This window comes from Leucobacter sp. OLIS6 (assembly GCF_002752355.1).
Taxonomy (GTDB): domain Bacteria; phylum Actinomycetota; class Actinomycetes; order Actinomycetales; family Microbacteriaceae; genus Leucobacter.
This window is the reverse complement of record NZ_MRAV01000001.1, coordinates 188,187-201,208: the sequence shown is the minus strand read 5'-3', so window position 1 is coordinate 201,208 and position 13,022 is coordinate 188,187. Positions and strand designations below refer to the sequence as shown.

Annotated in this window: 13 protein-coding genes; 10 read left to right on the top strand and 3 right to left on the bottom strand. The window is 70.8% G+C overall.

Annotated elements, in window-relative coordinates; translation table 11 throughout:
- Positions 1-24 precede the first annotated feature (24 nt).
- Positions 25-1,041, top strand: coding sequence for a diacylglycerol kinase family protein (locus BMH31_RS00910; RefSeq protein WP_099723484.1), 1,017 nt, complete (start codon positions 25-27; stop codon positions 1,039-1,041).
- Between the two features lie 25 nt (positions 1,042-1,066).
- Here the strand turns inward: BMH31_RS00910 and BMH31_RS00905 are convergent, their stop codons facing one another.
- The gene (locus BMH31_RS00905; protein WP_099723483.1) at positions 1,067-1,561 is read right to left on the bottom strand and encodes an FBP domain-containing protein; all 495 of its coding nucleotides are present in this window, start codon (positions 1,559-1,561) and stop codon (positions 1,067-1,069) included.
- A gap of 473 nt (positions 1,562-2,034) precedes the next feature.
- Between BMH31_RS00905 and pstS the strand changes: the two genes are divergently transcribed.
- From pstS to pstB, 4 genes are all read left to right on the top strand, one after another.
- Positions 2,035-3,138, top strand: coding sequence for a phosphate ABC transporter substrate-binding protein PstS (pstS, locus tag BMH31_RS00900; protein WP_099723482.1), 1,104 nt, complete (start codon positions 2,035-2,037; stop codon positions 3,136-3,138).
- Positions 3,139-3,216: 78 nt separating this feature from the next.
- Positions 3,217-4,155: a phosphate ABC transporter permease subunit PstC gene (gene pstC, locus BMH31_RS00895; protein WP_046454022.1), complete on the top strand. Its 939-nt coding sequence runs from the start codon at positions 3,217-3,219 to the stop codon at positions 4,153-4,155.
- Complete coding sequence (pstA, locus tag BMH31_RS00890; protein WP_099723481.1) at positions 4,155-5,237, top strand: phosphate ABC transporter permease PstA; 1,083 nt, start codon at positions 4,155-4,157, stop codon at positions 5,235-5,237. The genes pstC and pstA overlap by 1 nt, the downstream gene beginning before the upstream one ends.
- A 33-nt stretch (positions 5,238-5,270) precedes the next feature.
- On the top strand, positions 5,271-6,050 hold the full coding sequence (pstB, locus tag BMH31_RS00885) for a phosphate ABC transporter ATP-binding protein PstB (protein WP_099723480.1): 780 nt from the start codon (positions 5,271-5,273) through the stop codon (positions 6,048-6,050).
- 657 nt (positions 6,051-6,707) lie between these two features.
- Here the strand turns inward: pstB and BMH31_RS00880 are convergent.
- Complete coding sequence (locus BMH31_RS00880) at positions 6,708-7,337, bottom strand: hypothetical protein (protein WP_099722860.1); 630 nt, start codon at positions 7,335-7,337, stop codon at positions 6,708-6,710.
- Between the two features lie 154 nt (positions 7,338-7,491).
- Entirely contained in the window at positions 7,492-8,142 is a 651-nt protein-coding gene (locus BMH31_RS00875) for a hypothetical protein (RefSeq protein ID WP_099722859.1), read from the bottom strand.
- A 188-nt stretch (positions 8,143-8,330) separates the two neighbouring features.
- Between BMH31_RS00875 and BMH31_RS15805 the strand changes: the two genes are divergently transcribed.
- The 5 genes from BMH31_RS15805 to kdpC are packed head-to-tail and all read left to right on the top strand — an operon-like array spanning position 8,331 to position 13,020.
- Positions 8,331-8,465 (top strand): hypothetical protein, encoded by a 135-nt coding sequence (locus tag BMH31_RS15805; protein ID WP_255350871.1) that lies wholly within the window; start codon positions 8,331-8,333, stop codon positions 8,463-8,465.
- Complete coding sequence (locus BMH31_RS00870; RefSeq protein ID WP_241898086.1) at positions 8,465-8,551, top strand: potassium-transporting ATPase subunit F; 87 nt, start codon at positions 8,465-8,467, stop codon at positions 8,549-8,551. Before BMH31_RS15805 ends, BMH31_RS00870 begins: the two co-directional genes overlap by 1 nt.
- Positions 8,551-10,224, top strand: a complete 1,674-nt coding sequence (gene kdpA, locus BMH31_RS00865; RefSeq protein WP_099722857.1) for a potassium-transporting ATPase subunit KdpA — start codon at positions 8,551-8,553, stop codon at positions 10,222-10,224. The genes BMH31_RS00870 and kdpA overlap by 1 nt, the downstream gene beginning before the upstream one ends.
- Before the next feature lie 2 nt (positions 10,225-10,226).
- Positions 10,227-12,374 carry a potassium-transporting ATPase subunit KdpB gene (gene kdpB, locus BMH31_RS00860; RefSeq protein ID WP_099722856.1) on the top strand — a complete coding sequence of 716 codons (2,148 nt, stop codon included), beginning with the start codon at positions 10,227-10,229 and terminating at the stop codon, positions 12,372-12,374.
- Positions 12,375-12,405: 31 nt separating this feature from the next.
- Positions 12,406-13,020 (top strand): potassium-transporting ATPase subunit KdpC, encoded by a 615-nt coding sequence (gene kdpC, locus BMH31_RS00855; RefSeq protein WP_099750295.1) that lies wholly within the window; start codon positions 12,406-12,408, stop codon positions 13,018-13,020.
- Positions 13,021-13,022 lie beyond the last annotated feature (2 nt).

The window sequence follows — 13,022 nt, the reverse complement described above, 5'->3', positions numbered from 1 at the left end:
GGTTTCATCGAATATTCTGGGGCGATGAACACCGACGGCCTCGATGACGGCCTCCCCTTCGGGCTCGTCGTGAACCCGTTCTCGGCGTTCGGCCGGGGCAAGCGCGCCGCGGTGCGCACGGCGCGCGCGCTCGCCGAACGAGGCGTGCGGGTCGTGCCGATCTCGGGGCGGGACGCCGCCCACTGCCGGGAGCAGTTGCGCGCCGCGACCGGGACCGGACTGCGCGGCCTCGTGCTCGTCGGCGGCGACGGGATCCTCGGCCTCGTCCTCCAGGTCCCCGAGGCGCGCCGACTACCGCTGGGGATCGTACCTGCAGGCAGCGGCAACGACTTCGCCCGGCAGTTCGGGCTCCCGCACGACCCCGTCGCCGCGGTCGAGCGGATCCTCGCCGCGGAATCGGCGCCGCGATCGGTCGACCTCGGCGTGGTGCACCTGCCCGACCCCGAGCGGCCCGGACAGGAGCGCGAGCACTGGTTCGCCGGAGGCCTGTCCGTCGGGTTCGACGCGGCGGTGAACCGCCGCGCGAACGCGATCAGGCTGCCCCTCGGCCCGTTCCGCTACCACCTCGCGCTCATCGTCGAGGTACTCACCATCGCGCCTCGCGCCTTCGCCGTGCGATGGACCCGAGACACCGACGCAGTCGGCTCCGGTCCGGGCGCCGGCGCAGTCGGCTCCGGCACGGGTTCCGGTGCCGGCACCGGTGCGGATCCGGCGCGCCGACGCGCATTCACGGGACTCCTCGCGACCGTGATGAACATCCGGGCGATCGGCGGAGGGATCCCGCTCACGCCGCAGGCGGAACCCGACGACGGCGCGCTCGACCTCCTCATGGTCGACGCGTGCAGCACGGTCCGGCTCCTGAGCGTGCTCGGGGTGCTGGCCCGCGGACGGCACGCCCGCCTGCCGGAGGTGCGCATGGAGCGGACCGGACGGGTCGGGATCGAGGCCGGATCCGAGGTCGCCTACGCCGACGGGGAACCGGTCGGCGTCGGCCCCTTCGAAATCTCGGTCGCCCCCGGAGCCCTGCGACTGCTCGCTTGACTCCGGGGGCTCGGCGACTCCGTACTCAGCGCCCGGTCACCAGCATGTCGGCGAAACCCGCGACCTTGAGGCGCAGCTCGTCGATGCGCTGCGCGCGCGCCGCTGCGACGTCGTAGCCCTCGTAGGCGGGCGGCGGATCGTTGCGCACGTTGTGCGAGCACTCGAAGTCGCGGCAGATCAGGGTGCCCACCGTCGCGCCGCGACGACCGGCATCGCCGACCCGGCGGGCGCTCCAGAAGACGACGTCGTTCGGCAGGCGCACGTCGCGGCACCAGCTGCACATGGCGCGCGACCGCGGCGCGGCATCGGCCTGGCGCAGCACGACCCCGACCGGGTCGCCGTCGAGCGACGGCAGCACGACATAGGCCCGCTTCGCGAACTTCGGGTCGCGCCACCCGAGGAAGTCGAGCGCGTCCCAGGCCACGGCGTCGAGGAAGTCGGGCAGCACGGCGTCCTTCGCCTCCCTGCGGGAGGCGTTGACGAAGGACGAGCGGATGATGGATTCGTTCAGGGGAAGCATGATCGACTGCTTTCGGTCGTGCCCGGCACGATCGCGGCGACCTGCGCATCGGCAGCGTCGCCCGCACGTGCGGGGCGAGTGATTTTCTGGCTCGACGAGTTCGCCGCACGCGCGGAGCGCGGCGGCGGGGGCGAGGTCCTCACCTGCCCCCGACGGCGATGCCGACGGGGACCTCCGTACGCCCGAGGGCACTGCCGAACCGGATGATCACGGCACGAGTCTAGCCGCGGCCCCGCTCCCCGGCGAGGATCCGCCCGTGTTTCCCAGCCGCCACGGACGCACGCACCGCAAGTTGTCCAGGTCGCCGCGCCACCGGAAACCGCGCGGGATCACGCGCCTCTCGACGGGCGTTCACCTGCTGTTCACCCGACGGAAGATCGCTCGTCACATGCGCTGCCTACCTTGGGAACCGAGGCATCCAGCCCGCGGCGCCCCGGCGCCGGTTCATCAGAAGAAATGGACAGGATCTGACTGTGAAGATCTCTCCCGCGATCAAGATCGCAGCGATCGGCGGCATCGCCGCGATCGCGCTGACCTCCTGCGCTGCCAACGAGTCGGGCGGGACCACCCCCTCCGAGAGCGCCTCGAAGTCGAACCTCTCCGGTGAGCTCAACGGCGCCGGCGCGTCCTCGCAGGATTCGGCGCAGCAGGCCTGGATCGCTGCGTTCCAGCAGGCCAACGACAAGGTCACCATCAACTACGAGCCCTCGGGCTCGGGTGCCGGTCGCGAGACCTTCCAGCAGGGCGCCAGCGCCTTCGCAGGTTCCGACCGCGCGTTCAAGGCCGAAGAGATCAAGGCCGGCCCGTTCAAGGGCTGCGCCCCGGACACCGGCATCGTCGAGGTCCCCGCCTACATCTCGCCCATCGCGATCATCTTCAACGTCGAGGGCGTCGATTCACTCAAGCTCGACGCGCCGACCGTCGCGAAGATCTTCTCGGGCAAGATCACCAAGTGGAACGATCAGGCCATCGCCTCGCAGAACCCCGACGCGAAGCTCCCCGACACCAACATCACCGCCGTGCACCGCTCCGACAAGTCGGGCACCACGGGCAACTTCACCGACTACCTCGCAGCCGCGGGCGGCGCCGACTGGGCCGCCGGTTCGGTGGAGGAGTGGCCGAAGGAGCTCGGCGGCGAGGGCGCATCGGGCACCTCGGGCGTCGTGCAGGCCGTGACCAAGGGCGTCGGCACCATCGGCTACGCCGACGCGTCGAAGGCCGGCAAGCTCGGCACCGTCGAGATCAAGGTGGGCGACAAGTACGTCAAGTACAGCCCCGAGGCGGCTTCGGCCATCGCCGAGCACTCGGAGCTCGAGACCGGTCGCACCGCGAACGACCTCGCCGTCAAGATCGACCGCACCTCCGACAAGGAGGGCGTGTACCCGATCGTGCTCATCAGCTACCTCATCGGCTGCGAGCAGTACGCGGACGCCAAGAACGCCGAGCTCGTGAAGTCGTACTTCGGATACGTCACCGGCGAAGAGGGCCAGAAGGCCGCCGCCGAGGCGTCCGGCAGCGCCCCGCTCCCCTCGGCGCTCGCCGCCAAGGTCAAGACCGCGGTCGACGCGATCAAGTAACGTGCAGAGGGCGGCCGGGACACGATCCCGGCCGCCCTTCGCGCCGTTCTCACCAGTATTCGAAGGAGCCCCGTCCCCGTGACCGCACCCACCGCGGCAGCCAAGCCGGTCTTGAGCCTCGGCGATCGCATCTTCTCCCGCTCCGCGATCTTCGCGGGCAGCATGATCCTCGTCACCCTGGCCGCGGTGGCGATCTTCCTGATCACGAGGAGCCTCCCCGCGTTCGTCGCGACGAAGGAATCGGCCTCGCTCCTCACCTCGAACTTCTGGGCCTACGTCGGCCCGCTCATCTTCGGAACCGTGTGGGCGGCCGTCCTCGCCCTCGTCATCGCGCTGCCGCTCTCCATCGGCATCGCCCTCTTCATCTCGCACTACGCACCCCGCAAGCTCGCACAGGTGCTCGGATACGTCGTCGATCTGCTCGCCGCCGTGCCGAGCGTCGTCTTCGGCCTGTGGGGCATCGGCGTGCTCGCCCCCGCGGTGCAGCCGGTCTTCGTCTGGCTCAACAGCAACCTCGGCTGGATCCCCCTCTTCGGCGGCACCGTCAGCGGCACCGGCCGCACCATCCTCACCGCGGCCATCGTGCTCGCGGTCATGGTGCTGCCGATCATGACCGCCATCTGCCGCGAGATCTTCCTGCAGGCCCCCGTGCTCCACGAGGAGGCCGCGCTCGCGCTCGGCGCCACCCGCTGGGAGATGATCAAGATGGCCGTGCTGCCCTTCGGCCGCCCCGGCATCGTCTCGGCCGCCATGCTCGGCCTCGGCCGCGCGCTCGGCGAGACCATGGCCGTCGCCATGGTGCTCTCGGCCACCGGCATCGTGAGCCTCAAGCTCCTCACCTCCGAGAACCCCTCGACGATCGCCGCGAACATCGCGCTGTCGTTCCCCGAGGCGTACGGCGAGAACATCAACATCCTCATCGCCACGGGCCTCATCCTCTTCATCGTCACCTTCCTGGTCAACGCGATCGCCCGCTGGATCGTGAGCCGCCGGGCCGAGTTCTCTGGAGCCAACTGATGGCCGCCGTCACCATCCGCCCCGTCTCCGCCGGCTCCGCGCTCTCGGGCAACCGGCTCCCGCGCAGCACCCCCTGGATCATCCTCGGGGCCAGCCTCGTCATCTCGTTCGCCCTCTTCGCGCTGCTCGCCGCGGCCGCGGGAGGCGACTTCAGCGTCGTCGGCGCCGTGCTGGTCGGCGCGATCCTCTACCTGGTCGCGTCGACGGGCATCACCGCCGCGGTCGAGGGCCGGCGCCAGGCCACCGATCGCCTGATCACCGGCCTCGTCACCGGCGCGTTCCTGCTCGCCATGGTGCCGCTCGTCTCGGTCGCGATCACGGTCATCGGGAACGGCATCGCCCGCATGGATGCGACGTTCTTCACCTCGTCGATGCGCAACGTCGTCGGCGAGGGCGGCGGGGCCCTGCACGCCATGATCGGCACGCTGCTGATCACGCTCGCCGCGACGATCATCTCGGTCCCCCTCGGCCTCATGACCTCGATCTACCTCGTCGAGTACGGCCGCGGCCGCATCGCGAAGACGATCACCTTCCTGGTCGACGTTATGACCGGCATCCCGTCGATCGTCGCCGGCCTCTTCGCCTACGCGCTCTTCGCGCTGTTCCTCGGCCCCGGCGTGCGCATGGGCATCGTCGGCGCCGTCGCGCTCTCGGTGCTGATGATCCCCGTGGTCGTCCGCTCGAGCGAGGAGATGCTGAAGCTCGTGCCGCACGAACTGCGCGAGGCCTCCTACGCGCTCGGCGTGCCGAAGTGGCTCACCATCGTGAAGGTCGTGCTCCCCACCTCGATCGCCGGCATCACCACGGGCGTCGTGCTCGCCATCGCCCGAGTCATCGGCGAGACCGCGCCGCTGCTGATCACCGCGGGCTTCACCGCCTCGATGAACTACAACCTGTTCGCCGACCGCATGCAGTCGCTCCCCGTGTACGTGTACACGCAGTACGCGAACCAGGGCAACCCGGTCGAAGCCTTCCTCGATCGAGCCTGGGCCGCGGCCCTCGTGCTCATCCTGATCGTGATGGCGCTCAATCTCATCGCCCGTCTCGTCGCGAAGTACTTCTCGCCGAAGACCGGCCGATAACCCGAATCTTACGAACCGAAGGAAACCCACCCAGTGTCGAAGCGCATCGAGGTCAACGACCTCAACGTCTACTACTCGAACTTCCTGGCCGTCGAGGGGGTCTCGATCAACATCGAGCCCCGCAGCGTCACCGCGTTCATCGGTCCGTCGGGTTGCGGCAAGTCCACCTTCCTCCGCACGCTCAACCGCATGCACGAGGTCATCCCCGGCGCGCGCGTCGAGGGCGAGGTGCTGCTCGACGGCGAGGACCTGTACGGCACGGGCGTCGACCCGGTGCTCGTGCGCCGCCAGGTCGGCATGGTGTTCCAGCGCCCCAACCCGTTCCCCACCATGTCGATCCGCGAGAACGTCCTCGCCGGCGTGCGGCTCAACAACCGCCGCATGTCGGCGAGCGACGCCGACGCGCTCGTCGAGCGCTCCCTGCAGGGCGCGAACCTCTGGAAGGAGGTCAAGGACCGCCTCGACAAGCCCGGTTCGGGCCTCTCCGGCGGCCAGCAGCAGCGCCTCTGCATCGCCCGGGCGATCGCGGTGTCGCCCGACGTGCTCCTCATGGACGAGCCCTGCTCGGCGCTCGATCCGATCTCGACCCTCGCCATCGAGGACCTGATCGACGAACTGAAGTCGGAGTACACGATCGTGATCGTGACCCACAACATGCAGCAGGCCTCGCGCGTCTCGGACCGCACCGCGTTCTTCAACATCGCGGGCACCGGCAAGCCCGGCAAGCTCATCGAGTTCGACGACACCAAGACGATCTTCTCGACGCCCAAGGTGCAGGCGACCGAGGACTACGTCTCGGGCCGCTTCGGGTAAGCAGCCGCTCCCCGCTCACGGATGGGCTCCTCCGCTTCTCGCGGAGGAGCCCATCCGCGTTTTCGGGGTTGGGGCCCGGCAGTCGGTGTCTCGAGGTCGGGGGGGGTTCGGGGGTCGGGGTCGGGGTTTGGCACGAGGCCCGTCGGCCCGCCGGCCCGCCGGCCCGACAGCCCGACAGCCCGACAGCCGATGCCGAGAGTGCCCTCCTCTGCCGAGAGCCGGTCCCGGTGTCGAGGACCGGTTCCGGTATCGACAACCGGTCCCGCTGACCGGGGTCGGGTCTCCTATCGAGGACCGGTTCCGGTGTCGAGCGCCGGTTCAGATCACCCCAAGCAGACCCGGTCCTCATCAGCAGACCCGGTCCTCATCAGCAAACCCGGTCCTCGTCAACAGACCCGGTCCGCGTCAGCAGATCTGACCCCCGTCAGCCGACCCGGTCCTCGTCAGCAGACCCGTTCCCCGAGGGCGCGCACGGACACGAAAAAGCCCGGGGCGGATCGGCCCCGGGCATGAAAGAACCGGACCGCAGAACGCCTCTCGGCGGAAGGCCGCTCGAAGCGGCTGAATTTGGAGCCCGGGGTTACTGCGGCCCGGCAGGAACATTCTAACGCGGCGCCGCTGAGCGCAAGAGTCGCTGCGCAGCCCGGGCGTGCTCGCTCAGTCGAGGCTGCCGTCGCGCCAGCGGCGAGCGCCGGCGTGCAGCTCTTCGGCGAGGGTCGCGTAGCGGAGCGAGCGCTTGGTGAGGTGCTCGGCGTGGGCGTCGTCGTGGGGATCGCGGGAGTCGGCGAGGTCTGCGGAGCCGAGCGAGAGGATCCGGCAGTAGGCGGCGGCCCGGTCGAGCGCGATGGCGAGGTCGCCCGCGAAGACGCCCCGCAGGATCGTGTCGCACAGGGCGGCGATCGATTCGGGGGTGACCGGTTCGGCGGCGCCCGCGACGACGGGGTCGATGGTGACGGCCGCCGCGGCTCCGCGCCGGAACAGGTCGGCGGTGCCCTCGGGGTCTCCGGCTGCGATGCGGCGGATCAGGTACAGGCGCCAGAGCACACCCGCGAGCGAGTGGGAGCCCGCGTGCGACCAGAGTTCGGCGACGTCCTCGAGTCCGCGCCCGTTCGCGAGCTGCACGACGCGCTCGACGATCTCGGGGTCGGCGACGCTGCGCACACGATCGAGCAGGGCCCAGGAGGTCTCCTGCGCGAGGCGGTGCGTGGTCGCGGGGTCGTCGGCTCCGATGATCCAGTCGAACGTGGCGCTCGGCTGCAGCATCGGCTTCTGGAATTCGCGCGTCATGCGCCTCCTCGGGATCGGGGTTGCGTCACGCACGGCGGGCGCGACGCGGAGAGTCTACGCCGGGTTCCAACGCGTCGCCCGGGCGTCGCATTCCGGGCGGGCCGCACCGTTCCTGAGCGGACCCGCGCACCCGTCCGAGCGCCCGGTCGCGCGCTCACCCGCACGCGCCGGCCGGCAGCGCGAGATCGACGCGGTGCACGGTCGGGTCGTCGCCGACGGTGATCTCGAGCGGCAGGCAGGCGGAGTCGCGGTCCCTCAGCAGGAAGCCGCCGACCCACCAGACGCCCACCGGGGCTGGCGCGTCGTCCCCGGTGATCCGCGGGTCGCCGGGCGCGCACGCCTCGTAGGAGACGGAGGAGTATCCGCCGTCGCTCCCCTGCTCGGTGCGGATCCCGGCGTACGCGCGGGCCGGGTCGCCGATCGCGACGGTGGCGCTCGCGCCGAGCGCGAGCCGGGTGCCGATCTTGTAGAAGGCGATCCCATCGGGCCCGGGGGCGGCGGGCCGCCCGTCCGCGGTGCGGATCCCCTCGGCGGCCGCGCCGTAGCTCAACGGGCCGATGATCAGGTCGGCGATCCCGGTCGGCTCGGGATCGGGCCGCGCGGCGTCGCATCCGACGGAAGCGCTTCCCGAGGGGCTCGGCGCATCCGGGCTCGGTTCCGCGGACGCCGACCGCACCGGCGCCTCCGGAGCCTGCGCGCACCCGGTCGCTGCGAGGATCGCGAGCACGGTCGCCGCGAACCGCGCGGCCCTCGTACGCCGCCGTTCCGCGCTCGATGCGCCCGCTGCACCCGCTGCTCCGGCCATGATCCGCTCCGATCGGTGGCTTCCACGGTACGCCGCGGGCCCGGGAACCGCGAGGGCTCCACATCCCCGTATGGAATCCGTATGCGCTGGTCCCCGGCCCGTATGGATTCCGTGAGGACGCCAACCGGAGCCCGCGGACGGGTGTTGCATGAGCTTCGCACCGGTCGCAGGCCTGCTGCCGCAGCCCGGTGCGCGGTCCCCGTCCCGGGGCCGCGATCCTCACCAACTGGGAGTCTCTCGTGCTTGATGTCGTCACCGTGCTCGGTGCGATCGCGATCTTCGCGCTCGTCGGTCTGATCGGGAAGGCGGTGGAGAAGCTGTGATGGTCTTCGAGATCGTCGGCGCGATCCTCGGCATCGCGATCCTCGTGATGCTCGTGGTCGCGCTCGTGAAGCCGGAGCGTTTCTGATGACCTGGTGGTTCGCGCTCCTCTCGTTCGCCACGGTCGCGCTCGTCGTCGGCGCGCTCGTGCGCCCCCTGGGCGACTATCTCGCCTGGGTCTACACCTCGCGGAAGGACTGGCGCGTCGAGCGCGGGGCCTACCGGCTGCTCGGGGTCGATTCCCGCTCCGAGCAGACCTGGCAGGCGTACCTGCGCAGCGTGCTGCTGTTCTCGCTCGTCGGCCTGCTGCTGCTCTACGGCATGCAGCGGTTGCAGCCGCTGCTCCCGCAGGCGCTCGGTCTGCCGGCGCCGTCCGAGCACCTCGCGTTCAACACGGCCGCGTCGTTCGTCGGCAACACGAACTGGCAGTCCTACGCTCCCGAGAGCACGCTCGGCTACGCCGTGCAGATGGCCGGCCTGGCCGTGCAGAACTTCACGTCTGCGGCCGTCGGCATGGCGGTCGCGATTGCGCTGGTGCGCGGCCTCGCGGCCCGCCGCGGCGGCACGATCGGCAACTTCTGGGTCGACCTCGTGCGCGGCCTCGTGCGCGTGCTGCTGCCCATCGCCTTCGTCGCGGCCCTCGTGCTGCTCGTCGGCGGCGTGATCCAGAACTTCGCGGGCTTCACCGAGGTGCGCACGCTCGCCGGCGCCACGCAGAGCATCCCCGGCGGTCCGGTCGCGTCGCAGGAGGCGATCAAGCTGCTCGGCACCAACGGCGGCGGCTTCTTCAACGCAAACTCGGCGCACCCGTTCGAGAACCCGACCGGGTGGACCAACCTGTTCGAGATCGTGCTCATGCTGATGATTCCGTTCGCGCTGACCCGAACCTTCGGACGCATGGTGGGCGATACCCGCCAGGGCAACGCGGTGCTCGCGGTCATGGCGCTGCTCTTCACGGCGTCCTTCGCGATCCTGCTGATGCTCGAGGCCGGCGGCAGCGGCCCCGCCCCGCAGCTGGCGGGCGGCGCGGTGGAGGGCAAGGAGCAGCGTTTCGGGATCATCGGATCCACGCTGTTCGCGACGACCAGCACGGGTACCTCGACCGGCGCGGTGAACTCGATGCACGACTCGTACACGGCGCTCGGCGGCATGCTGCCGATGCTGAACATGATGCTCGGCGAGGTCTCGCCCGGCGGCGTCGGGTCGGGCCTCTACGGGATCCTGGTGCTCGCGATCATCGCGGTGTTCGTGGCCGGTCTGCTGATCGGCCGCACGCCCGAGTACCTCGGGAAGAAGATCGGGCCGCGCGAGATCAAGCTCGCGAGCCTCTACATCCTCGTCTCGCCGACGCTCGTGCTCGTCGGCACGGCGCTGAGCTTCGCGATCCCCGGCGTGCGCGACAGCGTCACCGGCACGTCGATCCTGAACCACGGCGTGCACGGCACCTCTGAAGTGCTCTACGCCTTCACCTCGGCCGCGAACAACAACGGTTCGGCGTTCGCCGGGCTGACGGCGAGCACGCCCTGGCTCGACTGGGCGCTCGGCACCGCGATCCTGCTCGGCCGGTTCATCCCGATCGCGCTCGTGCTCGCGCTGGCCGGCTCGTTCGCGTCTCAGGATCGGATCCCCGCGACCGCGGGCACCCTGCCGACGCACCGCCCGCTGTTCGTGGGCATGCTCGCCTCCGTCACCGTGCTCGTCACGGCCCTCACGTTCTTCCCCGTTCTCACGCTGGGTCCCCTGGCAGAAGGGCTTCGATAGCCATGTCCGTTTCCACACAGCAGGTCCCGGAGGCCGTCGCCGTGCGGCGCACGCGCTCGGGCCTCTCGGCCGCCCAGTTCCGGGCGGCGCTCCCCGGCGCGGTGCGCAAGCTGGATCCGCGCCAGCAGTGGCGCAACCCCGTCATGTTCGTCGTCTGGCTGGGGGCCGCGCTCACCACCGTTCTCGCCGTCGCCGAGCCGTTCCTCGGCGGACCCGCGGCGTCGGGCGGCAGCGCGGTGCCCGCGCCGTTCACCTGGGCGATCGCGATCTGGCTCTGGCTGACCGTGCTCTTCGCGAACCTCGCCGAGTCGATCGCCGAGGGGCGCGGCAAGGCGCAGGCCGAGACCCTGCGGCGTACGCGCACCAGCACGGTCGCGCACCGCGTCGAGCAGTACGACGCCGACGCCGATCCCGGCGCCGAGCGTGCGGCGACTGCGGAGATCCCCTCTGCGGAACTGCGGCTCGGCGACGCGGTGATCGTGACCGCGGGCGAGCTGATCCCGGGCGACGGCGACGTGGTCCACGGCATCGCATCGGTCGACGAGTCCGCGATCACCGGCGAGTCCGCTCCCGTGATCCGCGAATCCGGCGGCGACCGCAGCGCGGTCACGGGCGGCACGCGGGTGCTGTCCGACCGGATCGTAGTGCGCATCACGTCGAAGCCGGGCGAGACCTTCGTCGACCGGATGATCGCCCTCGTCGAGGGTGCCTCCCGCCAGCGCACCCCCAACGAGATCGCGCTGTCGATCCTGCTCGCGGCACTGTCGATCATCTTCGTGGTGGTCGTGCTGACGCTGAACCCGATCGCCTCATATGCGGCGAGCCCCGTGAGCCTGACCGTGCTCGTGGCCCTGCTCGTCTGCCTGATCCCGACGACCATCGGCGCGCTGCTCTCGGCGATCGGCATCGCCGGCATGGATCGACTCGTGCAGCGAAACGTGCTCGCCATGTCGGGCCGCGCGGTCGAGGCCGCGGGCGACGTGACGACGCTGCTGCTCGACAAGACCGGCACCATCACCTACGGCAACCGTCGCGCGTCGGCGTTCGTGCCGCTGAGCGGCGTCGACGAGCGGGAGCTCGTGCGCGCCGCGGCCCTGTCGTCGCTCGCGGACCCCACCCCGGAGGGGCAGTCGATCGTCGAGCTCGCCGAGCGGGCCGGAGAACGGCCCGACGCGGACGGCGTCGGCGAGGTCGTGCCCTTCACCGCTCAGACGCGCATGTCGGGGCTCGACCTGCCCGACGGCGGCATGATCCGGAAGGGCGCGGGCAGCGCGGTCGCGGCCTGGCTCGAGGCCGAGGGATCGCCAGCGGCCGGCAAGCTGCGCGCCGAGCTCGACGGAATCGTCGAGGGGATCTCGCGCAGCGGCGGCACCCCGCTCGTCGTGGCGGTGCGCGGCGCTTCGGGAGACAGCCGGCTGCTCGGCGTGATCCATCTGAAGGACGTGGTGAAGGAGGGCCTCACCGAGCGCTTCGGCGAGCTCCGAGCGATGGGCATCCGCACGGTCATGGTGACGGGCGACAACCCGCTTACCGCCGCCGCCATCGCCCGCGAGGCCGGTGTCGACGACTTCATCGCCGAGGCCACGCCGGAGGACAAGCTCGCGTACATCCGGAAGGAGCAGGCCGGCGGCCGCATGGTGGCGATGACGGGCGACGGCACGAACGACGCCCCCGCGCTCGCGCAGGCGGACGTGGGCGTCGCGATGAACTCGGGCACCTCGGCCGCGAAGGAGGCCGGCAACATGGTCGACCTCGACTCCGACCCGACGAAGCTCATCGACATCGTCCGCATCGGCAAGCAGCTGCTCATCACGCGCGGCGCGCTCACCACCTTCTCGATCGCGAACGACGTCGCGAAGTACTTCGCGATCGTGCCCGCGATGTTCATGGGGGTGTTCCCCGGCCTCTCCGCGCTGAACCTCATGGGCCTGCACTCCCCCGCTTCGGCGGTGCTCTCGGCGATCGTGTTCAACGCGATCGTGATCGTGCTGCTCGTGCCGCTCGCGCTCCGGGGCGTGCGATACCGACCGCTCAGCGCCTCGCAGACGCTCGGCCGCAACCTGCTGATCTACGGTCTCGGCGGCGTGGTCGCGCCCTTCATCGGGATCTGGCTGATCGACCTCGTCGTCCGCCTGATCCCCGGATTCTGATCCCGAACCCCCTCGTACTAGGAGCCATCGAATGAACGTCTCATCCCGCACCGCGGGCCGCACGGCCTGGGTCGCGATCCGGGCCATGCTGGTCTGCACGCTCGTGCTCGGCGTCGCCTACCCGCTCGTCGTCACCGGCATCGGCCAGATCGCGCTGCCCGCGCAGGCGAACGGCTCGCTCGTGCGCGACGTCGGCGGCAGGGTCGTCGGCTCGGCCCTCGTCGCGCAGTCCTTCTCGGACCCGACGGGCGCGCCGCTGCCGCGGTACTTCCAGCCCCGCCCCTCGGCCGCGGGCGACGGCTACGACGGCCGAGCGTCGTCGGGTTCGAACCTCGGTCCGTCGAACCCCGACCTCGTCGCGGCGATCCGCGAGCGCAAGGCGCGGATCGCCGCGTTCAACGGGGTCGCCGAGCGCGCGGTTCCGGCCGATGCCGTCACGGCATCGGCCTCCGGCCTCGATCCGCAGATCAGCCCCGCGTACGCCGCGATCCAGGTGGAACGCGTCGCCCGGGAGCGGGGCCTCTCCGCGGATCGCGTCCGCGCCCTCGTCGCCGCGCACACCGAGGGCCGCGCGCTCGGTTTCATCGGCGAGCCTGTGGTCGACGTGCTCACGCTGAACCTAGCGTTGGATTCGGCGAAGGGATAGCA